Raw genomic sequence first — 26405 nt, 5'->3', positions numbered from 1 at the left:
GGTGCCGATGGACATCTGGCTAGGTTTGCTCGCGGCACCCACGGCGGTGCTCGCCACACAGAGCGTCGACTATGCGCTGATCCGGCTCGCCTGCGCGAGCGGCGCCGCGTGGCCGATGCATGCGGTCAGCGCGGCCGCGTTCGCGTTCTGCGCGCTTGCCACGTGGCTCGCCTACGGCCGCTGGCGTGCCGAACGATCGCGCGGCGCGCCAGCGTATGCTCCGCGCGCCGCGCGCGCCGGTTTTTTCGCGCTGATGGCGATGATCGTCGGTGCGCTGTCCGCGCTCGTGCAACTCGCGATGTGGTTTCCGCAATGGCTGCTGCCCGCTTGCCGATGAGAAGGCAACTTCGCTGGTTCGCATGCGCGGCCTGGCTGCCCGGCACGGCGGCTACCGCGCATGAACTGTCGTCCGTTGATCGTTCGACCCTGTCGTTCGGCTGGAGCTTCGAGCCGTGGGTCGTTGCGTTGATGGCGCTCAGCATCGGCGGGTATCTGATCGGCTATGCGCGGCTGCAGCGACGCTCGCGCGCGCAGCGGCGCGGCGCCGGCTCGCGCAGGCTGCATCTGCTGGCCTTCGCCAGCGGCTGGAGCGCACTCGTGCTCGCGTTGATGTCGCCGCTCGATACGTTGTCCGGCGCGCTGTTTTCCGCGCATATGGTGCAGCACGAATCGATGATGCTGATCGCGGCGCCCCTGTGCGTGGCCGGGCGTCCGCTCGCCGTATGGATGTGGGCGCTGCCCCGGCGCGCGCGTCTGGCGCTCGGGCGGGCGGTGCGCGCTCGCCCGGTTGCGCGTGCGTGGCGCTGCCTGAGCGCGCCGCTCGTCGCGTGGGCGCTGCACGCGGTCGCTCTGTGGGGGTGGCATGCGCCGACGTTGTTCGACGCCGCGCTTGCGCATCGCTCCGTGCATACGTTGCAGCACGCCAGTTTTTTGCTCAGTGCGCTGCTCTTCTGGTGGACCGTGACGGGCGACGGCGCGCGCCGCGGCAATGGCGGACACGCGATGCTGTCGCTGTTCACGACGATGGTTCACACCAGTGCGCTCGGCGCGCTGATCACGCTCGCGCCGGGCCTATGGTATCCATCGTATGTCGAGCCGTGCGCGGCGTTGGGCATCGATCCTCTGCACGATCAGCAACTGGGCGGACTGATCATGTGGGTGCCGGGCGCGCTGGCCTATCTGACCGGCGGGCTGCTCGTCGCGGCGCGCTGGCTGAGCCGCGCAGACCGGCAGCCGGCTTTCACGCACGACGCGGCGCGCGCCCGCGGGGAGGGCGCGCGATGATGCGAAGGCGCACGGTGGTGCGAGCGGCGGCAGCGGGTGCGTTGCTGGCGGTGGGCGTTGGGCTGCTGGCGATCGCATTCGGCGGAGGGGCGGCCGCGACGGATGCGGCGGCGGCGAGCACTGACGCGCCGGCTTCGGGCGGCGCGGCGAGCTTCGATCCGTCCCGGCTCGCGCGTGGCGAGTACCTGGCGAAAGCCGCCGACTGCGCCGGCTGCCACACCGCGCCGCAGGGCGGCGCGCCGTACGCGGGCGGCCTTGGCATGGGTTCGCCGTTCGGCACGATCGTGTCGAGCAATATCACGCCGGACCCGCAGTACGGCATCGGCCGCTACACCTACGAAGACTTCGAGCGCGTTCTGCGCGAAGGTGTCGCACGCGGCGGCAAGCGGCTCTATCCGGCGATGCCATACGTGTCATTCTCGAAGCTCAGCGACGAGGACGTGCACGCGCTATACGAGTACATGCTGCACGGCGTCGCGCCGATCGCGAAACCGACGCCGCGCTCGGACGTCGCGTTTCCGTTCAACCAGCGCTGGGCGCTGCGCTTCTGGCAGATGGTATTCGTGCCATCGAAGCCATACGTGCCGCGCCCGCAAAGCGACGCGATCTGGAATCGCGGTGCTTATCTGGTGCAAGGCGCGGGACATTGCGGCGCATGTCATACGCCGCGCGGCATGTTCTATCAGGAAAGCGGCCTTGACGAGTCGTCGAGCCACTATCTGGCGGGCGGCGTCAACGATCACTGGTTCGCGCCCAACCTGACCGGCGACATGGGCTCGGGACTGGGCCGTCTCTCCGCCGCGGACATTGCCGCGTTCCTGAAGACCGGCCACGGCGCGGGCGTCGTCGCGTACGGCAGCATGGTCGAACAGGTCGAGGACAGCTCGCAATATCTGACCGACGAGGACCTGCACGCGATCGCGCATTACCTGAAGTCGCTGCCGGCCCAGCGGCCGTCGGGCACCTATACGGACGGCGCCGATCCCGCGCGTTCGAGTGCGAACGGCAGCCGCGTGGCCGACTCGCTGAGCGTCGGCTTCAACGTCTACCGGTCGTTCTGCGCGAGCTGTCATCACGCGGACGGACGCGGCGTGCCGAACGCGTTTCCCGCGCTCGCCGGCAACCCTTCGGTGATCGCGGAAGATACGACTTCGCTGATCCGGCTGCTGATCGAAGGCGGCAACAGTCCGACGACGCAAAGCGGCCCACCGCGTCAGTCGATGCCGGCGTTCGCGACGACCCTCGCCGACGTCGAGATCGCCCAGGTGTTGACGTACATCCGCGGCGCCTGGGGCAACAATGCGCAGCCCATCACCGCCAACGACGTGGCGACGTTGCGCAGCGAGTTGCACAAATAGCGGGGAGCCGCGCGCGGATCATTCATTGACCGACGCGCTGATATGCGCGATCAACGGATAGTGATCCGACGCGATTCGCGAAAGCGGCGTGCGATGCACGACGACACGCAACAGCCGTTCGCCAGGATGCACCCAGATGCGATCCAGCGCGAACAGCGGAAAGCGCGTAGGAAACGTACGCAACGCGGTCGCGCGATGAAAATGTGTGACGAGCCGCCTGAGTGTACGGCCGTACACGAACCACTCGTTCAGATCGCCGAGCAGGATGACGGGCAGCGCGGGCGTGTCGAAGCTCTGCAACACCTGCTCCACCTGCGCGCGCCGTTCGCTGGAGGCAAGGCCCAGATGCGTCGCTACGACGCGCCACAGGTCGCCGTTGCAATCGATATCGGCGTCCAGCGCGCCGCGCGGCTCGCGGCTCCTGAAAGACAGGTCTAGCGTGCGCACCGCGCGCACCGGATAGCGCGTCAGCACGGCGTTGCCAAAGCGTCGCGCGGGCGTGTCTAATGTTGGGCCGGAGACGGCTTCCAGGCTCGTCATGCGTTGCAGCACGGCAAGCACATCGGGCGAACTCGCGCCGCCCAATGGCACTTCCTGCAGAGCGAGGATATCCGCATCGATTTCAGCGAGCACCTCGCCAATGCGCTCCGGCGCGAACTTGCCGTCGATCCCCACCGCGCCATGCAGGTTGTAAGTCCCGATGCGCAGTTCGCGTTCGCGCGCAAGCGTGATCCGTGGCCGCTCGATGCCAGGCTCGTGCATCAGGGTCATGAGCTGGCCTCGTCCTGACATCGTGATGACGTTTTGCCCGCGGCATCGCGAGGCATCCCGCTGTGCTCGCGCAAACGCTGCGCGCGTTTGGCTTCATCGCTGGCGCGCGGCTTGTCAGCATCGCTCGGGGCGCCTTCGTGCGTGTCGCTCGTGCCCGATCTGCCGAGAAAGCGCTGCAACAGCACCGACAATCCGATCAGCACCGCGCCAATGCCGATCAGGACGGCGAACGAGCCGGCTGTCGGACGCCGCAACGAAGCGACCAACTGATGCGCGAATGCAACCGTCAGGAAGATGCCCGGACCCATGCCGAGCATCGTGCCGATGATGAAGTCGCGCATGCGCACGTGTGATGCACCTGCAACGAGATTGACGATCGCGAACGGCGCGACCGGCAGGAGCCGCAACACGACGACCGCGACGATTCCGCGCTTCGCCACACGCTCCGACAGCCGGTTCACGCGTGCGCCCGCGAGTTTGCGCACCGCATCGCGACCGAGCCGGTGGCCTATCCAGAACGACGTCGCAGCGGCCACGGTGGTGCCGATGAACGCATACAGGCCGCCCCACGCCGCGCCGAACACGACTCCCATCGTCGCGATCAGCAAGGTCACGGGCGCGGAGACGACGGCCGCCGCGACATAGGCGAGCACGATCCACAGCGGCGCAAGCGGCAGCGCCTCGATCTGCCGCGTCGCATTCGCGAATGATTTCAGGTTGAGGTAGCTGGCGAGCGGCGACCAGTGCCACGCCGCCGCGAGCCCGACGACCAGCAACGCGAGCACGCCGAGCAACGCATATCGTCCAATCAGCGGCCGCGCCTTCTCGGCGGGCACGAACTGATCGATGAGCTCGTTCGCGGCGATGGGTGTTTCGGGATCGATCAGCGCATCTGGCGGAATCAGTTGATCGAGTTCGGGCGAGACCTGCGGATCGAGATCGACGAGCGTTCGATGCTTCGTGCGATCGCGCTGCAACGCATGAATCGCCTCTGTCACGCTGCCGCGCGCATCGCGCTCGCGCACGAAGTCCGCGACTTCGCAGCCGAGATGCTCGGCGAGCAAAGTATCGCGCATCTTCGCGATCGCACGGCGGATGCGTGCATCGGCACCCGCATCGATCGATACATTGCACTCGCTGTCGAGCACCATCGAGCGATTGTTCAGGTTCGCGGAACCGACGATCAGCAATTCGTCGTCGACGATCATCAGCTTGCTGTGCACGTTGACGATGGATTCGCCCAAGCCCGGTACGTCGGGACTCAGCAGGCGATAACGGCCGTACTTGTCCGCGGCCTTGAGAATGCCGTGCAGGCGCGCGCGCAGCACGCCCATCGTCACTTTTTGCAGCCAGCCGGTCTGATTGCGAGGCACGACGATCGTCAGCTCCGGACCATCCTCTCGCGCGAGCGATTCGCTCAGCGCCGCGCCAATCGATGCCGACGTGAAGTACTGGTTCTCGATGTAAATGCTGCGGCGCGCACGCGCGATCGCATCGAGATACTGGGTGCGGATTTGCTGCTTGCTCTCGCGGCCCAGGTATGCGGGCTCGGTGAGCGAGATCGCAATGTCGACATTTTCCAGCTCTACGCTGCGCGACGGCGGCCACGGGTCCTGCGTCGGCGGCACGGGTTGAGTGTGGATTGCATGCTGTCTCTTGCACGCGCGTGCCCACCGCTCGCGCGCAAGCATGCCGATTTCGCGCGCGGCCTCGCCATCGAACATCGAATGGACATCGTGAGACGGCTGATACCGTGCGCCGTTTGCATCGCGGCGCAGCGGATCATCGGCCCGATGCTGTTGCGTGTCCCAGCGCGAACGCGTGAGATCGAGTCCGCCGACGAACGCGAGACAATCATCGATTACGACAATCTTCTGGTGGTGCGAGCCGCCTAACGGATGCTTGCCGTCCATCTGAAACGCGATGCGCCGGTGCGTGCGCCAACCCATCTTGAACACCGGCAGCCATTCGCGCTCGAACGCGTAGAGCATCGCGAAGTCCCACGCGAGAATGTAGACGCGCAGCAGGCGCTTTTGCGCGGCGACTGCGTGCAGAAAGTCGCCGAGCGCTTCGGGAAAGCCATCGTTCGAACCTTCGGGCGTGAGCTTCATGCGGCTGTCGATATCCCAGCCGAGGATGAACACCGTGCGCTCAGCGCGCGCGATCGCCTCGCGCAGCACGCGGAAATAATCGGCTCCGTCGATCAGCAGGGTGAAGCGATTCGCATGACGCACGCTCTCACAGTTGCGTCCCGGCTCGAAGAAGGATTCATTCATGACAGGTTCGCGGTCACATTGCGGAAACGACCCGCAAGATACGTGCCGCGGCGTCCGCAGCCGCGCTTGCGATGCCTGAAAGGCTATCGAGATTCGTTCGAGAAGTCGCGACAGATCGGGCGGAAGGCGGATATCGACATGGCGGATCGAGATCTACCGGATATCGACGATGGCTTCGCGTACATCGATTTTGCGCGGGATCACATGCTCCCGATAAGCGAGATCGGCGCAGTCCTGCTGAGCCTTGACGACTTCGTCGGTGAGCGGATAGTGGACGCCCCATTCGAGCCGCGGCAGCGCCCGCGTCCAGATTTCCAGCCGAACACCCGTGTTCTGCGACAGGAATTGCGCCGTCTGCGCGGGATGCGCCAGTTCAAGCGCCGTTTGCCGGTCGAGCACATCGAACAGCAGACGCAACGCGGCGGGATAACGCTGCGCGTACTCGCGCGAGCCGATGTAGAAGCCGTACTGCGGCACCGACAATTGCCCGATCGACAGAATCGTGCGCGCGCCCGTCGCGAGTTCCGTATCGGCATAGCGCGGGTCCGGCACCGCCCACGCATCGATGAAGCCGCGCTCGAACGCGGCGCGCGCGTCGCTGTAGTTCAGATAGACGAACTGCACCGCCGTCGCCGGCAGTCCCGCGTCGGCGAGCGCCTTCAGCACGAACAGATGTCCTTGCGAGCCCTTCGCGAACGCGATCTTCTTGCCCTTCAGATCTTCGATCCGCCGCGCGGGCGAATTCGCCGGCACGATCAGCCCGTAGCTCTTTTGCATGCGCGGCGCGGACGCGACGTAGACAACGCCCGGCGCGGCGCCCGCCTGCGCGAGGATAGGCGGCGTCGCGCCTACCGCGCCGACGTCGACGTCACCGGTGTTGATCGCTTCGACGAGCGGCGCGCCATAGACGAACTCCATCCACTTGACCGCGACACCGTGTTGCGCAAAAGCCTTTTCGAGTTCGCCGGATGCACGCAACGCGACGAGCGGATCGCCTTTCTGGATGCCGATGTTGATGGTCGCGGGCCAGGCGGGGTCGGCGTGAGCCGGGACCTGACAGCCAAAACAGACGACGAACGCCGCGAACGTTCGCCACCACAAGCCGCGGAGTGGACGCATGGTTTCAGTTCTGGAAATACGGGTTGGCGGGCCGGCCGAGTCCGTAATGGCCGCGCAGCGTATCGGCTTCGTATTCGCGTCGGAACAGGCCGCGCTTTTGCAGGATCGGCACGACGTGATCGACGAAGATATCGAGCTGTGCCGGCAGCACGGGCGGCATGACGTTGAAGCCATCGGCCGCGCGGCTCTCGATCCAGTCTTCGATGACGTCCGCGATGCGCTCCGGCGAACCCGCCACCGTGAAGTGGCCGCGCGCGCCAGCGAGCTGGCGTAGCAGCCCGCGCAGCGTCGGCCGTTCGCGCGCGACGAGATCGGTGATGACGGCGGCGCGGCTTTGTGCGGCCTGCACCGTCGCAGGGTCGGGGAAGTCGTCGCGTGAAAGCGGCTGATCGAGCGGCAATGCGGAGAAGTCGTACCCGCCGAAGCGGTTCGACAACCGGCTTAGGCCGACTTCGATATCGGTCAGCGCATTGAGTTCTTCGAGCAGCGTGTGACCTTGCGCATCGGTCGGGCCAATCGCCGCGCTCAGACCGGGAAGGATCACGATGTCGTCCGCACGTCGGCCGGCGGCAATCGCGCCTTGCTTGAGTTCGGTGTAGAAATCCGCCGCTGATGCCTTGCTCAGATGCGCGGTGAAGACCGCTTCCGCATGACGGGCGGCAAACGCCTTACCCGTCGCCGACGAGCCCGCCTGCACGAGCACCGGCCGTCCTTGCGGCGGGCGCGGCAGATTGAGCGGACCGGCGACGCGATAAAAACTGCCTTTCCAGTCGATGCGCCGCACCCGTTCCCGATCGAGGAAGCGTCCGGTTTGCGGGTCGTCGATGATCGCGTCGTCGGCCCAGCTGTCCCACAGCGCCTTGACGACGCCCACGTATTCGTCGGCGCGCGCGTAGCGCTCGGCATGCTCGGGCGCGCGCTCGTAGCCGAAATTCGGGCCGGCGCCTCCGACCCACGACGTGACGATGTTCCAGCCAATGCGCCCGCCCGAAATATGATCGAGCGACGCAAACTGGCGCGCCAGATTGAACGGCTCCGTGTAGGTCGTCGATGCCGTCGCAATCAGGCCGATGCGGGTCGTTTCGCGCGCGAGCGCGGCAAGTGCCGTGATCGGCTCGAGTGCGCCGCTCGCGACGTGGCGGGCACCGTCGCCGAGTTCGAGGGCATCGGCGAAGAAGATCGAATCGAAGCAGCCCGCCTCGGCGCGCTTCGCAAGATCGGCGAAATAGGTGATGTCGGTCAGCGCCTTACGCGTCGCGCCCGGATGCCGCCAACCCGCTTCGTGATGACCGCGGCCGTGAATGAACAGATTCAGATGGATGGGGCGGGGCATGGGCGAGCTTGGTCCTGCGTGTGCGCAGGGACGCGACGATGATGGAGCGACTCATTCTATTGCCGCTCGCCGGCGGCTCAAACGAACGAAGTCATATATCGATATCAAGGCGCGCCGCGATGCGGGCGGAACGCGCGCGTTGTGCTGGCAACGCTTTGTGTTTCATCAATTTGGACGCATTGATGCCCGGATCGCGGCGCCCGGTCTAGCGACCGTGATTCACCAGACTGCACACAGGGCTTTTGCGTTTGGCGATCGCGGCGGCATAGTCCTCGGAGAACGCCCGCTGCGCGAAGCACGGTGCCGAGGCCGCGAGCAGTGCATCGACCTGCGCATATTGTTTGTTGAACACCCATGGCCGGCGTGCGAGCGTGCGATCGTCCAGCCAGTAGGGACTCCAGTCCCGGGTCGTCTCGATGACCTCGCGCGCGAATTGCGGCCCGTACTCGAGCGCGCCCTCGATAACAACATCGATATACGACTCGACGAGCGGGAATTTCGCGTCAGGCACCGGAAGCCCTTCTCCCGGCGCTTTGCCCTCGGCCTTCGGCACGTAGACCCAGACGGTTCCCAGCGTCGGCAGCGGCTGCCACGACACCGCCTCGATAAGCGCCCGCGGCACCTCGACGCGCACGTACCCCTTCTCGCGCTCGTCGAACGCGGACATGTCGTTGCCGGCAACGGGATAAATCACTCCATTGATCGTCATCGGCGTCTCGCCGTCGAACGGACGCCGCAGGCCGAGCGCCGTGAACCCGGAGGTTGCGCGGTCGCTCCAGCTGCGCACATAGCCGAACGCCGCCGACACGCGCACCGGAATCGCCGCAACCGGCTTGCCGGCCGTGGCGGCGCGCGATGGCGTGTTGATGAGCGATCCGTAGCCGAAAATGAACTGCGTCGGCTGATCGGGAAGACGCGTTCCCCAGAAGTCGGTGGTCTGCGCGTGCGCTGCCGAGCCAAGCAGCGCTAGTGCTACAACGAATCCTCGAAGCTTTGCCATCGCCGACATCGTCATATCTCCGTCCAATGGGTTACCGCAGATAATCGCTTCAGCCAGACGGCCCCGGCAAGCGCGCGCGCCAGGCCTCAGGGTCGCCCAACTGTTTATAGGCCATTACCAGGTGTGAAGCATAAACGAGTGCCGCGGCATCGAAGTCGACGACGCGCTGGATTTCCGAGCCAACTGAAATCGAATCTGGCGGCTGGACCGACGCACGCAGCGATTCTAAGTCGAAAGCGTCTTGTGGGAGCCGGCACGTACAATCCGGAGATCTTTTGACAATGACAGGAAAGGACGGGCCCGATGCCGAACTTTGAGCGCACGCGGCTCACTGCGCTGATCGACTCTGCGTGGCGCATCGCGTTTCGCGTCGGATTTCCGCTCGCCCGCGCGTGGTGGCACTTGCGGCGGCCTCGCCATGAGGGCGCGCTAGTCGCTATCTATGTCGGTCAGTCGCTGTTGCTGCTGAAGTCATCGTACCGGGCCGAATGGGGGTTCCCGGGCGGCAGCGTCCGGGCCGGTGAGACACCTGCTGCCGCGGCGCTGCGCGAGATGGCCGAGGAGATCGGGCTTGCGTTTCACCCGTTAGTCCCGGCAGGCAGCGTGGCCGGCGAGTGGGACGGGCGAAGGGACCGGGTGCATTTCTTCGAAATGCGCGTCGATCACCTACCCGAACTGCGGCTGGATCATCGCGAGATCGTCGCCGCGCATCTGGCGTCGCCGCAGGAATTGCCTGGCTTCGCGGTGACAGGCGCGGTCGCCGCGTATCTCGGCAGGGATGTGCGCGGCTAGTTGAGCCGTTAGTTTTCCATGACCGTTCTAGTCTGCGCGACGCTGCGCGATGCGCGTTGCGCGACCATCGCGCAGCCATGACCAATAACGCGTCATCCGATATGCGCGAGCACGATCAGCGTCAGCGTGACGACGATAGCGCCGCCGATTCGCGTGGCGATCTGCGCGAAGGGCATCAGTTGCATCCGGTTCGCCGCGGTCAGGATCGCGACGTCGCCTGTGCCGCCCTGGCCGCTATGGCATGCATTCACGATCGCCGTATCGATCGGGTAGAGCTTGAGCCGGCGCGCAACCAGGAAGCCGGTGCCCATCAGTGTTGCCACGGTCGCGACGATCGTCACGATATTGGCCAACGTGAACGCAGCGATCAACTTGTCCCATGGGGTCATGGCGACGCCGATCGCGAACAGCAGCGGATACGTCACCGCGGTCGAAAAGAACTTGTAGACGACGAATGCGCCTTCCTGCAACTGCGGCGAGACCGCGCGCGCCAGCTTGACCAGCACCGCGAGGAACAGCATTGCAACCGGCGCGGGCAGACCGAAGAGGTTGCGGCACATCAAGCCAAGCAGGTACAGCGTGATCGCCGTGATGCCGGCCGCCGCGATATGCGTCACGTCGATATGACCGCGAATCTCCTCCTCTTCAGGGTCCATTTCGTCTGTCTCTCCGGGTTGCAGGCGGCCCTCGCCGGTGAGGTGGGGAAAGCGCTTGCCGAGCATGTCTAGCGCGCCGGCGAGCACGATGGCGGTGAGGCTGCCGAGCATCACCGGGGGCAACACTTGTGCAAACAGCTCGCCCTGCGGCAGATGCATGATTTCCGAATAGCCGACCGACAGCGGAATAGCGCCTTCACCGACACCCCCCGCCATGATCGGCACGACGATATACAGCAGCGTATGACGCACGCCGAGTCCGAATGCCGAGCCAACCGCGACACCAACCACGCATGCGGCCAGCGAACCCAGCGCGAGCGGTACGAAGATCTTGAGAAAGCCCTTGATCAGCACACGCCGGTCCATGCTGAGAATACTGCCGACGATGATCGACGCGATGAACAGATAAAGGAAATTGCTCTGCTTCGTGAACTCGGTCGTGAGGCCGAGAATTGGCTTGGGCAACAGGTGATAGTAAGTCAGTGCGGAAGGCACGAACGTCGCGCAGATCGCGGCCGCGCCGATATTGCGCAGAAGCGGCAGGCGCTTGCCAAGTTCCGCGCAGGTAAAGCCGAAGAACGCCAGCACGGCGATCGCCATCGAGATCTCGCCCGGGATCTTGCCCGTCACTGCGAATCCGGTGATTAGCGCGAGCAGAATGAAATAAACCGGCAGCGGGATGATGCCGATTCTGTATTCCATCAGCTTCCACCAGCCTTCGGGCCAGAATCGGGTGGCATTGTCGGACCGCTGCGCGGCCGCCGCCGGTGAGTGCTTCGGCGTCGGTGAGGTGACGGACAAAATAGACTCCTTGATTTGGCGCCGGCGATGTATGCCGGCCTCGCGTTTCGATACAGTCGAAGTGGTATCCGATGAGTGAACGGAACCGGAATGACAAATCGCCCCGGGCTAAAAGGCGCCCGCGCGCTTACCCGGGCATTACGCGATGCCGGATCGAACAACGGATCAACTCGGAATTGTTTGCGATGCAGAGCTTCTGCATCATCCGCGTCTTGGGTGTGCCGATAGTCTTCGCGCCGAAAAGACTTCTGAAACTTGCTCCCGGGCGGTTGCGTCATCAACGCTGAGCCACACCTGTCCGTCGCACCGCGCGCAAATGGCCAGCTTTCTCGCATGTGACGTGTCCGGACGAACTACGCTCCCGTGGTATCCGCATGCTGCACACGCGTAGGTGTAACGTACTCCAGTGAGTGTCTCCATCAGCCTTCTCCTGGCGGTCGCATCAGCCGCTTGACTCTGTAGCGACGGTAGCGGCAGTTGGAACCGCCAACTCATTCATCCGATCCTTTGCCTTGCTTCCGTTTGTCTGCCGCTCAGGTTGCGGATCTCGTCCGGGCTTATCGTCGAGCGCGCGGCAGATATCGACACTCAGGTCGTTGTCGCTCGCGAAGCGCATCACAAAATCAAATCCGTCCGGACAGATACGCCGCAGTTCGTTCGAGATGCGTAGGCATTTGATGTCCTGCTCCACAACCGGCATCGCAAGCCGTGTGCTGGCTATAGGGTTGCCTGCGCAGCGTTCGCCTACGAACAGTGCAACGACTCCCGCAAGGCGCTCGGCCCAGTCGCCTGGCCGGAAGAGCTTGCACTGCGACGTCACACCGCGAATCAGGTGGTGTTCGATGCCATCGTTAGTCATGTTGCGGCTATCGCGGCATGCGCGTCGTCAGGTACAGGGGTGAGCATTGTGATTGCGTGGGCTCGTCCAGCATCGCGTTCCGGCATTGAAAGCACGATGGGATCACCGCGATCGATGCTGCAATTCTAGGAGCGCGGAACCTTCTGAACGCTTTCAGCCATGGCACGTTCCGATGGGGGTTTTCCATGAGCCAATCCGGTGGCCGCTGAATTTGTCGTCTACGCGGAGTCTTGCTGATTGCAACGCTGTCGTGCTTGCGCGGATACGCAGGCCGTTTCATGGAAATCCCCTAAATGCAGCTCCTGGCCGTGAAAGCCGGGGGAAGGGTCGGCGCTCCGACAATCCCGCCATCGATGCAAGCGAAGTTAAGCGTGTTTCGTCATTGCCGTATACGAACGAGTTCGTCATGTCGAAACAGGACTGGGAATAATTGGTTCAAGCGTCGTCGCGTATATCAGTAGAGCCACTGAGTTGCATAAATGACACGGGAAAGGAGCGTGAAGGATTGGGATAACTAGCATCGCCGACATTCGCATACCGAACCGGTTGCAGGGACCTTGAGACGGACGCAACCGTGCGCAGGGAAAACACAATTTCAACGCAGTAGTTTGAGGAGACATCTTGAAGACGAAATATCTTTCGCTGGCGGTCGCGGTCAGCGCACTCGGGGCGAGCGGCGCGCACGCGCAGTCGAGCGTGCAACTTTACGGGCTGATGGATCTGAGCGTGCCGACTTACCAGTCCCACGCGGATGCCAACGGGAATCACGTCATCGGCATGGGCATTGGGGGCGAGCCGTGGTTTAGCGGCAGCCGCTGGGGCCTGAGGGGCGCCGAAGACATTGGCGGCGGTTCGAAGATCATCTTCCGACTGGAGAGCGAATACGTTGTCGCCAACGGTCAGATGGAAGATCCTGGTCAGCTCTTTGACCGCGATGCGTGGGTCGGTATCGAGAACGACACGTTCGGCAAAATTACCGCAGGCTTTCAGAACACCATCGCGCGCGATGCGGCGGCGATCTATGGCGATCCGTACGGCAATGCGCGGCTGACGACGGAAGAGGGCGGCTGGACCAACGCCAACAACTTCAAGCAGATGATTTTCTACGCGGCAAGCGCGACCGGGACGCGTTATGAAAACGGCGTCGCGTGGAAGAAGCTGTTCAGCAATGGCATCTTCGCGAGTGCGGGTTACGCGTTCGGCAACCAGACGAGTTTCGGCACCAACGCGAATTATCAGGTTGCGCTGGGCTATAACGGCGGCCCGTTCAATGTGTCGGGCTTCTATAGCCACGTGAACCGCGAGGGCAACACGAACCAGTCGTTCTCGGTCGGCGGCAACTATACGTTCGGTATTCTGCGCGCCAACGCCGGCTACTTCCGTTACCTCGGCAATCAGGGCGCGCTGGGTCAGCGTCAGGATAATGCCTGGACCGTGTCGCTCAAGCTGTCGCCGAAGGGGCCGCTCGATTACCAGCTCGGCTATCAGCAGATGCGGGTGAAGAATGCCGCGTACAACGCCGACGGCGACATTCCGAACGCGAACATCGGCGCCTTCGATCCGACCTCGGGCTTGCACAACGGTTACAAGGAAACCCTGTACTGGTCGGCGTTCTATCACCTGTCCAAGCGCACTGAAGTGTATCTGGCCGGCGACTATATGAGGCTGCATGGCGGCTATACGGTAGGCAGCACGTTCGGCGCGACCAACCAGCTCGAACTGACCACGGGTGTGCGCACCCGATTCTGATCGGGAACACGGCCTCGCAGCGCATCCGTTTCAACAATGTTCTCCGGCTCGCGGTCGCGGACTTATCCGCGGCCGCTTTTTCATTTCAGCACGCGAGGGAGAGGCATGTTCCGCAATACGACTCGAGCAGATCAGCCGCGCGGTCACGCACATGGACAAGGCGACCCAGCAGAATGCCGCGCTCGTCGAGCAGACTGCTGCTGCGGCGGCGTCGTTGGAGGAGCAGGCGGGCGCTCGACGGCGCGGTCGCGGTGTTCCGGATGAGCGAACCGCGCGCGTCTTGCAGCCAACCGGGGAGGGGCCGGAGCTGTTTGCCACACTTTCGCCCGCGTGCGCATGACGATGCGCAAGCCATCGCAGCGCAACCTGTGAGGCAATTGAAAATCCAACCGCATGACAGTGACGTGCGTGGAGGTGCAACATGGACACTCGAGCGATGCTGCGTCGCATTGCGACCGGTTTGCTTGCCGGGATGGTTCTCTTTGGCTTAACTGGTTGCAATGCGTTGAGCGGACCGCCCGCGCCAGAGTGGCCGGGTCCTCACGCACCGTATCCGTTCCCCGACGATGTACCGCATCGAACGCAGTGATGACGAGCACTGCCGATCTCGGCGCTTGCCTGTCGATGCTCGAGGCCGGGAAACCCAATCGTGGGTTCGGCTGGCGTCAGTGCCGCCGCCTTGAAATAGTCTTCGAGCCGGTCGGCAATCGCCGCGTCGAGCGAAGGAAATCCTGACAGGCAAGCCAGCCATTTCCGACGGCAGAATCCTCCGGCACCGATGGAAGTCGGATTTACGGCTGCCTACGATGTTTTCGCGCAAGCTGCGGAGGCAATGGTGGAACCGCGGAGGGCGAGATACAACTCCGTGGTTGCATGAGCCGTTGGCATGAGCACGCCGTAGCAGAGGAACTGGTACGGCCCACGCGATTCCGAAAAAGCAAGTCGATGATGCGATCAATATTTGATGGAACCGAATTGGAGCCCTCGGCAGAGAAGACGATTGAATGATATGCCCGCATTCATACCACTGAGCGACACGGACTGGGCCCGTATCGCCAGCCTCTTCCGGTTCGATGAAGCAAGGCGGTTTGGAAAAACACCAAGGCATCCGCGCGAAATATTGAACGCGATACTATGGGTCTCGACCCACCAAAAGACGTGGGCCAATTTGCCGCCCGAGATGCCACCAGCAGGGACCTGCTACATAAAGTGCCTGCAATGGCGGCGTGATGGGACTTTGCAACAGGTGGAGGCCATTCTCGGACTGTGCATCGATTTCCGCTAACGCTTGCCAATTCATCTCTTTCTCTGCTTATACTGATAGCCACCTGAACGGCTCACGCCCAGGTCCCACGCTGCACGCCGACAAGAAGCCACGACATCGGTCGAGAACACGGCACGCGATCCACGTTTCGGAACCGCAGTTCTTACATATCGGGTGTGACCTCTTATGCTAAATCGTGCTTTTGGTGCTGCAATTTCATCGTTGCTGCTGGCAGGCGCAGCAGTTTCACCGGCCATCGCGCATACCGACGACGGCTTCGCGCAGGACGATGGCGCGTCGCATGGCCGTCCGGTCAAGGTGATGATCATCTCGATGTTCGGCCCGGAAGGCCAGGTGTGGCTCGATCATCTCGGACCGTGGCAGGACATCCCCGTCGCGGGTCTGTCTCCTGACTATCCGGCAGTGCACTGCAATCGCCAGGAGGTGTGCGTGATGACGACGGGCATGGGGCACGCGAATGCCGCCGCGTCGATCATGGCGCTGACGTTCTCGCCGCGTTTCGACTTGCGTCATACGTACTTCATGGTGGCGGGCATCGCAGGTATCGATCCGCTGCAAGGGACCGTCGGTTCCGCTGCGTGGGCCAATTGGCTCGTCGACTTCGGGATTCAATGGGAAATCGACGGGCGCGAAATTCCGCCGGGCTGGGACACCGGCTATCTCGGCATCAACACGACGGGCCCGACGCAGAAGCCGCCGCTCGACTATCGCACCGAAGTGTTCCAGCTCAATCGGGCGCTTTCGAATGCGGCATTCGCGCTGTCGCGCAACGTGACGCTCAGCGACGACGCACAGGCGCAGGCTGCCCGCGCCAAATACAACTATGCGCCCGCGAACCGTCCGCCCACAGTGATCCAGTGCGACACGCTGGCGGGCGACACCTGGTGGTCGGGCACCGAGCTCGGCGAGCGCGCGCGGCAATGGACGAAAATCCTGACCGACGGCAAGGGCACCTATTGCACCACGCAGCAGGAAGACAACGCCACTTTCGAGGCGTTGACGCGCGCGGCGAGCGCGCATCGCGTCGACCTGGAACGTGTAGCGGTGCTGCGCGCCGGCTCGGACTTCGATCGGCCTTACGCGGGCCAGTCGAGTGCGGACAATCTGCTCAACTACGCGTCACAGGGCGGCTTCACGATCGCGATCAACAATCTGTTCCTGACGGGCAATCCGCTCGTGCAGGACATCGTCACGCGTTGGGGCGAGTGGCGCGACGGCGTACCGCGGCGGTAGCGGGTCTGCGGCGTGGTGAAGCGGAGCGCGTGCCGGTCTGTACAGCGATTCTGTCGACCGTTGTGATGGGCTGGCGCGCGGCTACGTGCTCGGCATGCAGAACCGTTCTGCAACGATTCTGGATCGAGCGTATGGCCGGACCCATTGCTTACCAGTTGTAATCTACAAGTCAGGCTGGAATGCAAAGTTGATTCCGCTGCGACGTTCTTGTCCGGACAGAACAATGTGCGCTACCGCACATATCTCGACGTTTTCTCTTCCGTCGCCAGCAGAAGAAACTAGCATCAAACGCACAGCCTTCCCCGCATCCTCTCCTTGCCGGCTCAGGTCTGAAAACATCAATTCAGAAAAGCGGACCGCGCATACCCTTTACCTGACAATCCAGAGGAGACCGAGCAGAGGTCTCTTCATATAAATCCACGCTGATTGAATCGCCTCCACTGCGCTGCAACGCGACAGGGCAGATGCCTTCGTCGTTCTATCTAACATGGAGAAACGATTATGGATCGTCGCGAATTTATCAAGAAGACATCGGCGATTGGCGCTGCACTGACTACGCCAAAGCTTGCGCTTGGCGCGTCCGGGTCGGCCACGGGCGACGCCGCGCACAAGGGAACCCCCAACATTCTGTTCATTCTGCTCGACGAGATGCGCTACCCGCGCGTGTTCCCGGCGGGAATCAACAGTCCGGGCGACTTCCTCAGGCATTTCATGCCTCAAACGCATTCCCTGTGGAGAAAGGGCGTTAAGTTCTCCGGACACTACACGGCCGCCTCCGCATGTACGCCAGCACGTGGCACTTTGGTCACTGGTCTTTATTCGCAGCAAACCTGGGTGTTGACGACTATCTTCGACAACCCGTCAAGTAAGGGTTCGCTTCAACCAACGCTCAGCCGGGCGTTTCCGACTTATGGCAAGCTGCTACGCAACCTCGGTTATTCGACGCCCTACATCGGGAAATGGCATCTGTCGGTCACCGTCCAGGGGCAGCGCGAGCTTCAGGAGTACGGATTTCAGGCGATGACTTTCCCTGATCCAACTGGCAGCAACCTGCAGGGCACGGTCGGCGATATTCCCAACCTGTACTACAGCGACGAGTACATCGCCAATCAGGCGGTAGCGTGGCTCGGCCAGCGTAAGCCGAACGAAGCACCCTGGTGTTTGACCGTAGGCCTCGTGAACCCTCACGACAAAGAGTTCTTCCCGGCGGGAACGGAATTCCAGACTTACCATGATTATTTCGCGAACTCGAACTACAACCCCAACGGATATCAGCAATGGAGGGACTACACGGTAGGGCCGCCGAACTACGATTGGAATACCAATCCGCTCAAGAATCCACCGACGCTGGCGTACGCGGCGGTCCCGCCGAACTGGGAGTCGGCGGATCGCATCCAGCGCACCAAGCCGGCAGCGCAGGCGTTCAACAGAATGATCCAGGAGGCTATATGGGGTGGTGTCCAGGATGATCCGGATAGCGCTGACTTCGTCATCACGGAATATCCTGTGCCGATCCAGGGCGTGACGAAAGGGATCGGCAAATCGCCATTCAGTTACTGGAAGCGTAGCCTCGAGTCGTACACGCAGATACTGACAGACGTCGACGAACGGATTGGTGAGATCGTCCATTCTCTGCCTCACGATGTCGCGCGCAACACGATCATTATCCTGACGTCCGACCATGGCGAATACGCTGGCGCGCACGGTATGGTGTCCGGCAAGACCTCGACTTGCTACGAAGAGGCGTACAACATCCCGTTGATCGTGGTTGATCCTACTGGACAGTACGCGGGCGATGTCGACAAGATCCGCGACGGCCTGACTTCTTCAGTCGATATTCTTCCGATGCTGGTGACGATAGGCAACGGCGGCAACCGCAATTGGCTAACGGGCGACTACGCGCAGTTGTACGGCGGCAGGCATGATCTTCTTCCGATGCTGAAAAGCGATTCGGCAGCCGGTCGGCCCTATGTCACCTTCACGACCGACGAAACACTGCCTGAGTCGTACATACCAAACGCGTCGAGTACGCCTACGCATATCATCGGTGTACGCACTCAGGTGAACAAGCTTGGCACCTATTCGTTCTGGGCACCGGAGTCGACGACCATCTCGGGCCGAAGCCAACTCGAGTACTACGACTATGCGACGACGGCAGGGCAACTGGAACTCGATAACCGTTACCGCGCTCCAGCGGCCCGAGTGCTCTATCAACTGCTGCTGACGGATATTTTGCCTAACGAGTTGAGGGCGCCGCTGCCCGGGGGGTTGGTGGCTGCCCAGACGCTCGCTGAGGCGAGATATGTGAGCTACGTCAGGTTGATCAATGCCGGGGGCGTGAGCGAACCGCAATTGCCACTGTCGATCGGCGATATCTGAAGTCGGGGCGAGGCTGGTCGCCGTAGGATCGGCGGCGGCCAGTCGCGCGTCGCTGACACCCCCACTGAAACGCTCACCGCTTCTGCAGCTTCGTCACGGTGAGTGCGCCGTCGCCAGCAAACGCTCACTTGACGTCCCCAGGTATTGAAGGTCTTCCGGTAGCAAGGGCGGCCGTACGAATATGAAATAGATGCCCATGGTGATTGTGGCAGCGCCGACGGCCGCGAGTAGCCACGCGCAAAGAGCCCGATGCGATGTCCGGCGCTTTGCGTTCACGGTATGTAACCCTGGGAGCAGGAAACGTTCGAACAGAGCGGCGCAAGGGTCGCGCGTTACGTCCGGGCGGTGCGTAACCGCAGCGCGTTACCGATGACAGAGACCGAACTCAACGCCATCGCGGCACTGGCGATAATTGGACTGAGCACAATACCAAGCCACGGATAAAGCACACCGGCTGCCACTGGAATCCCCACCGCGTTGTACGCGAACGCGAAGAAGAGGTTCTGGCGAATGTTCCTCATCGTTGCGACGCTCAATGCGCGCGCTCGCGCGATGCCACGCAGGTCTCCCTTGACGAGAACGACCCGGGCGCTGTTCATGGCGACATCTGTTCCGGTTCCCATTGCGATTCCAACATGCGCCTGAGCAAGCGCGGGCGCGTCGTTCACGCCGTCACCGGCCATGGCGACGACGTGCCCCTGGGCCTGAAGCTCCTGCACATGCTTGTACTTGTCTTCAGGCAGCACGCCGGCCTTGACGCCATCAAGCGCGAGCGCCCTTGCCACCGCGTTTGCGGTGACGGGATTGTCGCCGGTGAGCATGACAATCCGCACGCCGGACGCTTTTAACAGCCGCACCGCGTCCGGTGTCGTGCCTTTCACGGGGTCTGCTACCCCGATGTAGCCGGCAAGTTCGCCGTCTATCGCGACATACATGACCGTTTGCCCGGCCTCGCGCAGCTTGTCGGTATCTTCTTCGACCGACGAGCAGCTGATTTTCATCGCTTCCATCAGGCGCGCATTGCCCAGCGATACCGTGTGCCCTTCGATTTTTCCGGTCACGCCTTTGCCGGGTACCGAGTCGAAAGCCTCTACGCGATTCGTCCCTGTTCCAGCTTCTTTCGCGTGCATGATGATGGCCTGAGCGAGGGGGTGTTCGCTCGCACCTTCGAGACTTGCGGCGTAACCAAGCACTTTGGATTCGGACTGGCTATTCAGCGCAACAACCGTCTGTACGCGCGGCTTGCCTTCCGTGAGAGTTCCGGTCTTGTCGACTACGACGGTGTCAACCTTCTCCATCAACTCGAGGGCTTCAGCGTCCTTGATGAGCACGCCTTCGCGAGCGCCACGTCCAACCCCAACTATGATGGAAACCGGGGTGGCCAAGCCGAGCGCGCACGGACATGCGATGATAAGCACACTGATGGCGACGACCAGCGCGTTTGCCAGCGCGGGCGCGGGACCGACCAACGACCAGGCAGCAAAGGAAACTGCGGCGAGGCCAATGACCGCGAGCACGAACCAGCCAGAGACCTGGTCAGCAAGCTTCTGGATAGGTGCACGCGAGCGTCCAGCCTGCGCCACCATCTGCACGATTCGCGCGAGCAGCGTGTCGGAGCCAACCTTCTCTGCGCGCATCAGGAACGTTCCCGTCTGGTTGACGGTTGCGCCGGTCACCTTGCTACCCTTGACCTTCTCGGCTGGAATCGGTTCGCCAGTAATCATTGACTCATCGACGCTCGACCGCCCATCAATCACCACGCCGTCGACCGGTATCTTCGAACCCGGCTTCACACGCAGGGTGTCGCCGACGATGACTTCTTCGAGCTGCACAATCTCTTCCGTGCCGTCGGTCTCTGGCTGCAGAGGCGGTAAGCGAAACCGACCTGCTGCCACCGGACCAGGCATTTCCGCTGGCGGTCAAGCTCAGTGCGCCTCAGCAGGTCACCCTCGATTTCAGGACGCACGCTGGCTACTACATTTATCGGGACCGATTCGACTTCGCGGTGGACGGCGCGTCGATAAAGCCGGACCAGATGCCGCCAGTGGAAGTTAAAAACGACCCGATGTTCGGCATGGTTACGGTCTACCGCCGGCCGGTGCAAATCCAGCTTGCGTTGCCTCGTCCAGTCTCGACGAACGTGGTTCTATCCGTCACTTCCCGCTGAGGCTGGTCCTCGGGAGCGCCGCTTTCGGTATCGGCCGGGGTCTGGCCGGTCTTTGCCCGGGACCTATGCTGGTGGCCTTGGGCGCGGGCTATCCAAAGGCCGTCGGTTTTGTAGCTGCCATGGTTGCGGGCATGGTCGTCTACGAACTCTTCGAGCGCGCGAAGTCGACCATGCAGCAAGCGTAAAGAAGTGCGACCGTGCGAGCTTACGTTGTCCCGGGAAGTGGACTGGAAACAAGGACCGCAGCGGCTACCAGCGCGCCTGCCAGGACAACCGACTCGACATGCAGGACAACGGCGAACCGCTTCAACGGCTTTGGTGTGAATTCGGTTCGCGTGTCCTTCAGAGATGAGAGTAGCCCGGGCATTTCGAAGAACCGGTTGTGCCCCCCAAGCGCGGCGGCAGTGACTACGAGAGCAAGCTTAACCAGCAGGACTTGTCCGTATGTGGACGCCCACAGGTGCTCAAGTGCATTGACTCCGCGCCAGCCGCTGTACGCACCAGTGATAATCAGGATGGCCAGCGCGAACGTCGCGGCGTCAGAAAGCGACTGAACGAATATCGCCGCTTTCGCACGCTCGGCGGTGGGCGCGATAAGTATGCGGGGCACCACGATGTACGTTGTAACAAGAACGAGGCCCACCCACACGCTGATGGCAAGCAGATGCACCCAGTCCACCCACACCGGCAAACTAAAAACGCCAGCATCCACAGGGTGTCCGCCGTGACTGCGCGCCAGTGCAACGCCGGCGATGGCCAGCCAGATAGCAGGCTTGAAATGAATCGGGCGTCGACGTTGTGCGAACGACAGAATCACCACCACGAGCATCAACCCTGCGCCTGCCAGCCAGGCATGGCCAAAGTCGGTTTCCACCAGCATTGAACGGATAGCGGGACCTGCCTCGCCGAGCGTCGATTCGCTCATCAACGCGCAATGAATCCAGAATGCGAACGCACTGGACATCAGCGTGGCAAAGGAAGTGATGCGCACGGTGACAAGCAGGCGTCCGCTGACGCTGCTCTGCCATCGCGAAGTGCTACGGGACAGCCAGCTGTCACTCAGCAGGGCACCGACAAGAACAGCTAAGCCGACGTTCTGCAACGCTACGAACGCGAGCCGCGAAATGCCGAGGAAACCGTCGTTCATCACTTCACCGCAAATGTGTAGGTGCCTTTGGTCTTGTGGGCATCGTGCGTCATGACCGCCCATTGGACCGTGTACGAGCCGGAAGCAAGCTTGGGGACCGCAACGATGAGCACGCGTGGGTTCGAAGAATCGACCTTGGCCTTGTCCTTTGTCGCGGACGCCCCCGATGCATCGACCACCTTGATTGTGCTGAACGACGACTCGAGGTCTTCATTGAAAGTCAGACGCAGCAGTTCAGGCGACGTATCGACCGCGCTGCCGGCCGCTGGCATGGCACTCTCCAGCTTGCCGTGGGCAAACGTGAGAGTGGGTGAGAGCACGACGGCGGTGGTCGCTGCTGCACTGAGCAGCAGTTTGCGTAGATTGGTATTCACGATTGTTTCCTCCGAAAATCAAATCGGGGCGTAGCCTGTGCCGCGCCGCTGACGCCCCATTGAATTGCTCACTGCTTCTGCAGCTTCGTCACGGTGAGCGCGCCGTCGATTTCTTCGGCCACGAAGTCAATCTTGTCGCCCGCTTTCACCTGTGAAAGCATGGCTGGGTCTTTGACCTTGAACACCATGGTCATGGCTTCCATATCCAGGTTTTTCAGCGGTCCGTGTTTGATGGTCAGTTTTCCGGCGGAGGTATCCACCTTCTTCACCTCGCCATGCGACATGGCGTTCGTCGCTTCCGCGACCTGTTGAGCGCCGCTTGCCATGTTCATGTTGCCCGCGTCACCTGCGGCAAACGCGGTCGCGGATGCCGCGACGGCGCAGCCCAGCAAAATCGAAGCAATTGCCTTCTTCATCAAGTTCTCTCCCACAGTTGGATTTACAAATATCGGCCGGAGCCACGTCCGGCTCGCCACGAAATCAGCTATCCGGCAGTTCGCCCGTGTACTCGTACGCCACGGTTCCCTTCGGGTGCTTAAACCAGCCCGGGTCGCGATAGTCGTTCCGGCCGAGGCCCTCGCGCACCTTGACGACGCTGAACATGCCGCCCATTTCCAGCGCGCCGAACGGTCCTGTTCCCGTCATCATTGGCAACGTGTTGTCGGGTAGCGGCATTTCCATGTCCCCCATCGAGCCGCCTGCGCTGCCCATCGCCATGTAGCCCGGTACGAGCTTGTTGATGCGCGTCGCGAGGTCTTTCTGCGGTACGCCAATGAGATTCGGTACCTGGTGGCCCATCGCATTCATCGTGTGATGCGACTTGTGGCAGTGAAACGCCCAGTCGCCGGGGCGGTTCGCGGTGAACTCGATGGCGCGCATCTGACCGACTGCGACATCGGCGGTTACTTCCGGCCAACGTGCGGAAGGCGGAATCCATCCACCATCGGTTCCTGCGACCTCGAAGCTGTACCCATGAAGATGGATGGGGTGATTGGTCATCGTCAGGTTGCCGAAGCGGATGCGTACGCGGTCTCCTGCTCGTACCGGCAGCGGGTCGATGCCGGGAAAGACCCGTGCGTTCCACGTCCACATATTGAAGTCGGTCATTTCGTTGACACGTGGCGTGAAGCTGCCCGGGTCGATGTCGTAGGCGGACATCAGGAACACGAAGTCGCGGTCTACCGGCATGACACTTCGGTCCTTGGGATGCACGATGAACGTACCCATCATCCCCATCGCCATCTGCACCATCTCATCCGCGTGCGGGTGATACATGAACGTACCGTGCTTCTCAAGCTGGAACTCATAGACGAACGTCTTGCCCGGCGGAATGTGGGGCTGCGTCAGCCCGCCAATGCCATCCATCCCTGATGGCACCAGCATCCCGTGCCAGTGAACCGTGGTGTGTTCGGGCAGTTTGTTGGTTACGAAGATGCGGACCTTGTCGCCTTCAACCGCTTCGATAGTCGGGCCTGGTGCCTGGCCGTTGTATCCCCAAAGATTCGCCTTCATGCCGGGTGCCATTTCACGGACCACCGGCTCGGCAATGAGGTGGAATTCCTTCCAGCCGTTTTTCATGCGCCACGGCAGCGTCCAGCCGTTCAGTGTCGCCACGGGTGTATAGGGGCGTCCATTGGGCGGTACCAGCGGTGGCTGTGTGGCGGTCTTTTCCATCGTGGGCGCTTCTGGAAGTGACGCTGCGCCAGCCTTGCTGACCAACGCTGCGCCGAGCAGCGCTGCGCCCGAGCCGCCGAGAAAACTTCGACGTGAAACCATCTTCATTCACCTTTTTGAATTCGTCGGCGACGCCGGTTGCATGGTGGTGGCCGACAATGGCGATTCCTGCGCCGGGGCCGATGGCGTTTGTGCGGCAGGGGCATCTGTTGCGTCGCTATGCGGGGCGTCCGGTGCACGCGTCATGGCGAGCGGCGGAAGACGGCCCCCAAGCGACTGCTGCAGGTCCGTTTCCGCGAGCCAGAAGTCTTTCAGCGCGTCGATGTACCCGTTGACGGCGGCGACCTGTTCGCGTGAGTCGGCAAGCAGCTCGAACACGCTGGCGAGCATGCCGTTGTAACGCAGCAGCATTTCGTCCGAGATGGTTTTGCGCACGGGCACCACCTCGTCGCGGTAGTGCTTCGCAACGTCATAGCTCGTCACGTAGGCGGAGTACGACTCGCGTACTTCGGAGCGCGCATCGATCGCCGTCTGGGCGAGGCGGTTTGCGGACTGCATGTAGATGGCCTCAGCACGCGCGACCTTTGCGCTGCCCCAATCGAAGATTGGAATCTCAACGCTGATTTCGTAGCCGCGCTCATGTCCCTTGTCGGTCTCGAAATTGTTGAGATAGCCGACGTCGAGCGCATTGATAAACCGGGTTGCCTTGCTAAGCCCCAGCGAGCTGGCGACGCTTTGCGTGCGCTGCTTCGCCGCCTGAATGTCCAGGCGGTTCTGCATCGCGAAGCTCTCGAGGTCGTTGAGTTGCGGCCTGTCGTCTGGCAGGTCGGGCAGGCGCTCCGGCAACTTGAACTGGGTTCCTGAACCCCAAAGGCCCATCATGCGGGTCAGCTTCTCGCGAGCGACGACTGACTGCTGCCTTGCCTTTGCCACCTCCGCGACCGACTCCCCGTAGAAGGCCTGCTCGCGCGCATAGTCGAGCTTGCTGAAGTTGCCTGCCTGGCGCATCCGTAAGGCGAGTTCTGCCCCAGCTTCGGCGGAGTCCTTGACCTGAGCGGAGTAGAGGGCTGCCTGCTCCGCAGCCACAGCACTCACGTAGGCCTTTCGGGTGTCGGCGGCGACGGCGAGCATCGCGTTGGCAGTTTCGAGCCTGGTCTCTTCAAACCGTTGGCTCTCGATGTGTGTCGCTACCGGCAGCGCGAGTATCCCCAGGACGCCCATGGAAAAGGTCCGGCTGATGCCGAAGCCATCGCTCCAGTGTGTCCGGCTGAACGTAAAGCCCGGGTTGGGCAGGCGGCCCGCCTGAACAAGGTCGGCCTCGGAAATGCCGAGCTCGCCGTACGATGCCTGAAGTCCCCGGTTGTTCAGCAACGCGACCTGGACGGCATCATCCATCCCGAGCGGCTTCGACAGCAGTTCCTGTGTCCGCCTGAAGACCGCCTCACGGTCTTCGTCGGTTTTCACGTAGACGACCTCTTTGCCAAGGCGCTCCGACGCTGTCGACGATACGGTGTTAAAGCCACCGTCCTTCGAGAAGGTCGTGCAGCCGGCCATGAACAGCGTCGCGAGGGCGATAGAGGTCGCGCGGCGGTGCGCGAGTAGTCGCATCATTCCGACTCGCCCCCGTGTTCGTGTTTCTTCGCGGCGGAAGCATCACCTGATTGCTGACCTTGTTTCATTCCAGCCGTGCGGTGACCGGGTGTAACTGCGCGGTTTAATGACTGCCAGCTCGGTGCTTCGCCGTCCCGGTACGACCGGTAGCCGTCAAAGGCGGAGTGCACGGTGACGGCCGGCACCGATACCGCCGCATCAGTCGGGTCGGAAAGAGCCGTCGCGTGCGCGAGCAACGGCAGTACTGCGCTTGCGCCGAATAGCGCCGCAGAAATTGTTCGCATGAATTGCTCTCGTCGTAAATCATCCGGCGTCCGTGAAAGACGCCAGAAGAGCTTGCTGGTCGCAGCGAATCGCCGCGAGTGCGAGGATTAGACGAGAATCAGGCGGGGAGGGCGTTCAATGCCGCCGGTCAGGAACGACGCGACACGCGCAGGCGGAGGCAGGGGGACGGGAAAATTAGACAGGTCAGCCGAAGCGGAAACCGCAGGCACGACCGGTATTGCTGCCCCGATACAGCAGGAGGCGCAGGTCAAA

23 protein-coding genes and 3 pseudogenes are annotated in these 26405 nt (G+C 62.4%); 12 read left to right on the top strand and 14 right to left on the bottom strand.

The genetic code is table 11. The features are described 5' to 3' along the window. Positions 1-7: 7 nt before the first annotated feature. Genes QFZ94_RS34005 through QFZ94_RS33995 form a run of 3 tightly spaced genes read left to right on the top strand, consistent with a single transcriptional unit; the run spans position 8 to position 2642 of the window. Positions 8-337 carry a hypothetical protein gene (locus tag QFZ94_RS34005; protein ID WP_176122875.1) on the top strand — a complete coding sequence of 110 codons (330 nt, stop codon included), beginning with the start codon at positions 8-10 and terminating at the stop codon, positions 335-337. Beyond that, positions 334-1284 carry a cytochrome c oxidase assembly protein gene (locus tag QFZ94_RS34000; protein WP_429462403.1) on the top strand — a complete coding sequence of 317 codons (951 nt, stop codon included), beginning with the start codon at positions 334-336 and terminating at the stop codon, positions 1282-1284. The genes QFZ94_RS34005 and QFZ94_RS34000 overlap by 4 nt, the downstream gene beginning before the upstream one ends. Continuing rightward, entirely contained in the window at positions 1281-2642 is a 1362-nt protein-coding gene (locus QFZ94_RS33995) for a c-type cytochrome (protein ID WP_368586408.1), read from the top strand. The genes QFZ94_RS34000 and QFZ94_RS33995 overlap by 4 nt, the downstream gene beginning before the upstream one ends. Before the next feature lie 18 nt (positions 2643-2660). On the opposite strand, the gene QFZ94_RS33990 is transcribed toward QFZ94_RS33995, so the two are convergent. The 5 genes from QFZ94_RS33990 to QFZ94_RS33970 all read right to left on the bottom strand — a co-directional run bounded on the left by QFZ94_RS33990 (position 2661) and on the right by QFZ94_RS33970 (position 9150). Further along, positions 2661-3413, bottom strand: coding sequence for an endonuclease/exonuclease/phosphatase family protein (locus QFZ94_RS33990; protein WP_410851722.1), 753 nt, complete (start codon positions 3411-3413; stop codon positions 2661-2663). After that, a complete protein-coding gene (locus QFZ94_RS33985) occupies positions 3410-5689 on the bottom strand; it encodes a VTT domain-containing protein (RefSeq protein ID WP_429462400.1) in 2280 nt (759 codons plus the stop codon). The genes QFZ94_RS33990 and QFZ94_RS33985 overlap by 4 nt, the downstream gene beginning before the upstream one ends. Positions 5690-5842: 153 nt before the next feature. Next, entirely contained in the window at positions 5843-6808 is a 966-nt protein-coding gene (locus QFZ94_RS33980; protein WP_429462398.1) for an aliphatic sulfonate ABC transporter substrate-binding protein, read from the bottom strand. 4 nt (positions 6809-6812) lie between these two features. Further along, positions 6813-8141, bottom strand: coding sequence for an LLM class flavin-dependent oxidoreductase (locus QFZ94_RS33975; protein ID WP_429462396.1), 1329 nt, complete (start codon positions 8139-8141; stop codon positions 6813-6815). Positions 8142-8346: 205 nt separating this feature from the next. Beyond that, positions 8347-9150 carry a gamma-glutamylcyclotransferase family protein gene (locus QFZ94_RS33970; RefSeq protein WP_429462394.1) on the bottom strand — a complete coding sequence of 268 codons (804 nt, stop codon included), beginning with the start codon at positions 9148-9150 and terminating at the stop codon, positions 8347-8349. 294 nt (positions 9151-9444) lie between these two features. Between QFZ94_RS33970 and QFZ94_RS33965 the strand changes: the two genes are divergently transcribed. Next, positions 9445-9933 carry an NUDIX domain-containing protein gene (locus tag QFZ94_RS33965; protein WP_410851717.1) on the top strand — a complete coding sequence of 163 codons (489 nt, stop codon included), beginning with the start codon at positions 9445-9447 and terminating at the stop codon, positions 9931-9933. Positions 9934-10025: 92 nt separating this feature from the next. Here QFZ94_RS33965 and QFZ94_RS33960 read toward each other — a convergent pair whose 3' ends face one another. Both QFZ94_RS33960 and QFZ94_RS33955 read right to left on the bottom strand, forming a co-directional pair. Continuing rightward, the gene (locus tag QFZ94_RS33960; RefSeq protein ID WP_429462392.1) at positions 10026-11390 is read right to left on the bottom strand and encodes a 2-hydroxycarboxylate transporter family protein; all 1365 of its coding nucleotides are present in this window, start codon (positions 11388-11390) and stop codon (positions 10026-10028) included. Between the two features lie 577 nt (positions 11391-11967). Next, a pseudogene (locus QFZ94_RS33955) lies at positions 11968-12249 on the bottom strand (DUF3579 domain-containing protein); the annotation flags it as partial. Between the two features lie 621 nt (positions 12250-12870). Between QFZ94_RS33955 and QFZ94_RS33950 the strand changes: the two are divergent. The 6 genes from QFZ94_RS33950 to QFZ94_RS33925 all read left to right on the top strand — a co-directional run bounded on the left by QFZ94_RS33950 (position 12871) and on the right by QFZ94_RS33925 (position 18895). Beyond that, complete coding sequence (locus QFZ94_RS33950; RefSeq protein ID WP_368586401.1) at positions 12871-13998, top strand: porin; 1128 nt, start codon at positions 12871-12873, stop codon at positions 13996-13998. Between the two features lie 151 nt (positions 13999-14149). Further along, complete coding sequence (locus QFZ94_RS33945) at positions 14150-14338, top strand: hypothetical protein (RefSeq protein ID WP_429462390.1); 189 nt, start codon at positions 14150-14152, stop codon at positions 14336-14338. A gap of 248 nt (positions 14339-14586) precedes the next feature. Then, entirely contained in the window at positions 14587-14733 is a 147-nt protein-coding gene (locus tag QFZ94_RS33940; RefSeq protein ID WP_368586400.1) for a hypothetical protein, read from the top strand. 229 nt (positions 14734-14962) lie between these two features. After that, positions 14963-15283 (top strand): transposase, encoded by a 321-nt coding sequence (locus QFZ94_RS33935; protein WP_410851714.1) that lies wholly within the window; start codon positions 14963-14965, stop codon positions 15281-15283. Between the two features lie 165 nt (positions 15284-15448). Beyond that, positions 15449-16516 (top strand): purine-nucleoside phosphorylase, encoded by a 1068-nt coding sequence (locus tag QFZ94_RS33930; RefSeq protein ID WP_429462387.1) that lies wholly within the window; start codon positions 15449-15451, stop codon positions 16514-16516. Between the two features lie 501 nt (positions 16517-17017). Next, a complete protein-coding gene (locus QFZ94_RS33925) occupies positions 17018-18895 on the top strand; it encodes a sulfatase-like hydrolase/transferase (RefSeq protein ID WP_429462385.1) in 1878 nt (625 codons plus the stop codon). A gap of 332 nt (positions 18896-19227) precedes the next feature. Here QFZ94_RS33925 and QFZ94_RS33920 read toward each other — a convergent pair. Continuing rightward, positions 19228-20745: pseudogene (locus tag QFZ94_RS33920) on the bottom strand (copper-translocating P-type ATPase); the annotation flags it as partial. 5 nt (positions 20746-20750) lie between these two features. On the opposite strand from QFZ94_RS33920, the gene QFZ94_RS33915 reads away from it, so the two are divergent. Both QFZ94_RS33915 and QFZ94_RS33910 read left to right on the top strand, forming a co-directional pair. Beyond that, positions 20751-21062 carry a protein-disulfide reductase DsbD domain-containing protein gene (locus QFZ94_RS33915; protein WP_429463608.1) on the top strand — a complete coding sequence of 104 codons (312 nt, stop codon included), beginning with the start codon at positions 20751-20753 and terminating at the stop codon, positions 21060-21062. After that, positions 21062-21247 (top strand): annotated as a pseudogene (locus tag QFZ94_RS33910) (DUF6691 family protein); the annotation flags it as partial. The gene QFZ94_RS33915 and the pseudogene QFZ94_RS33910, both read left to right, overlap by 1 nt. A gap of 20 nt (positions 21248-21267) precedes the next feature. On the opposite strand, the gene QFZ94_RS33905 reads toward QFZ94_RS33910, so the two are convergent. The 6 genes from QFZ94_RS33905 to QFZ94_RS33880 all read right to left on the bottom strand — a co-directional run bounded on the left by QFZ94_RS33905 (position 21268) and on the right by QFZ94_RS33880 (position 26152). Further along, positions 21268-22209, bottom strand: a complete 942-nt coding sequence (locus QFZ94_RS33905) for a copper resistance D family protein (protein ID WP_410852273.1) — start codon at positions 22207-22209, stop codon at positions 21268-21270. Next, positions 22209-22583, bottom strand: coding sequence for a copper homeostasis periplasmic binding protein CopC (gene copC / locus QFZ94_RS33900; RefSeq protein ID WP_176367070.1), 375 nt, complete (start codon positions 22581-22583; stop codon positions 22209-22211). Before copC ends, QFZ94_RS33905 begins: the two co-directional genes overlap by 1 nt. A 68-nt stretch (positions 22584-22651) precedes the next feature. Beyond that, entirely contained in the window at positions 22652-22999 is a 348-nt protein-coding gene (locus QFZ94_RS33895) for a copper-binding protein (RefSeq protein WP_429462383.1), read from the bottom strand. Between the two features lie 64 nt (positions 23000-23063). Further along, positions 23064-24359, bottom strand: a complete 1296-nt coding sequence (locus tag QFZ94_RS33890) for a multicopper oxidase domain-containing protein (protein ID WP_429463606.1) — start codon at positions 24357-24359, stop codon at positions 23064-23066. A gap of 6 nt (positions 24360-24365) precedes the next feature. Next, a complete protein-coding gene (locus tag QFZ94_RS33885) occupies positions 24366-25868 on the bottom strand; it encodes a TolC family protein (RefSeq protein ID WP_429462381.1) in 1503 nt (500 codons plus the stop codon). Then, positions 25865-26152: a hypothetical protein gene (locus tag QFZ94_RS33880; RefSeq protein WP_368587518.1), complete on the bottom strand. Its 288-nt coding sequence runs from the start codon at positions 26150-26152 to the stop codon at positions 25865-25867. The genes QFZ94_RS33885 and QFZ94_RS33880 overlap by 4 nt, the downstream gene beginning before the upstream one ends. Positions 26153-26405: the final 253 nt, after the last annotated feature.

It is taken from the genome of Paraburkholderia sp. JPY465 (assembly GCF_050436725.1).
Lineage (GTDB): Bacteria > Pseudomonadota > Gammaproteobacteria > Burkholderiales > Burkholderiaceae > Paraburkholderia > Paraburkholderia youngii.
Note: the sequence above shows the minus strand (reverse complement) of the source record. Positions and strands in the feature narration are given on the sequence as shown.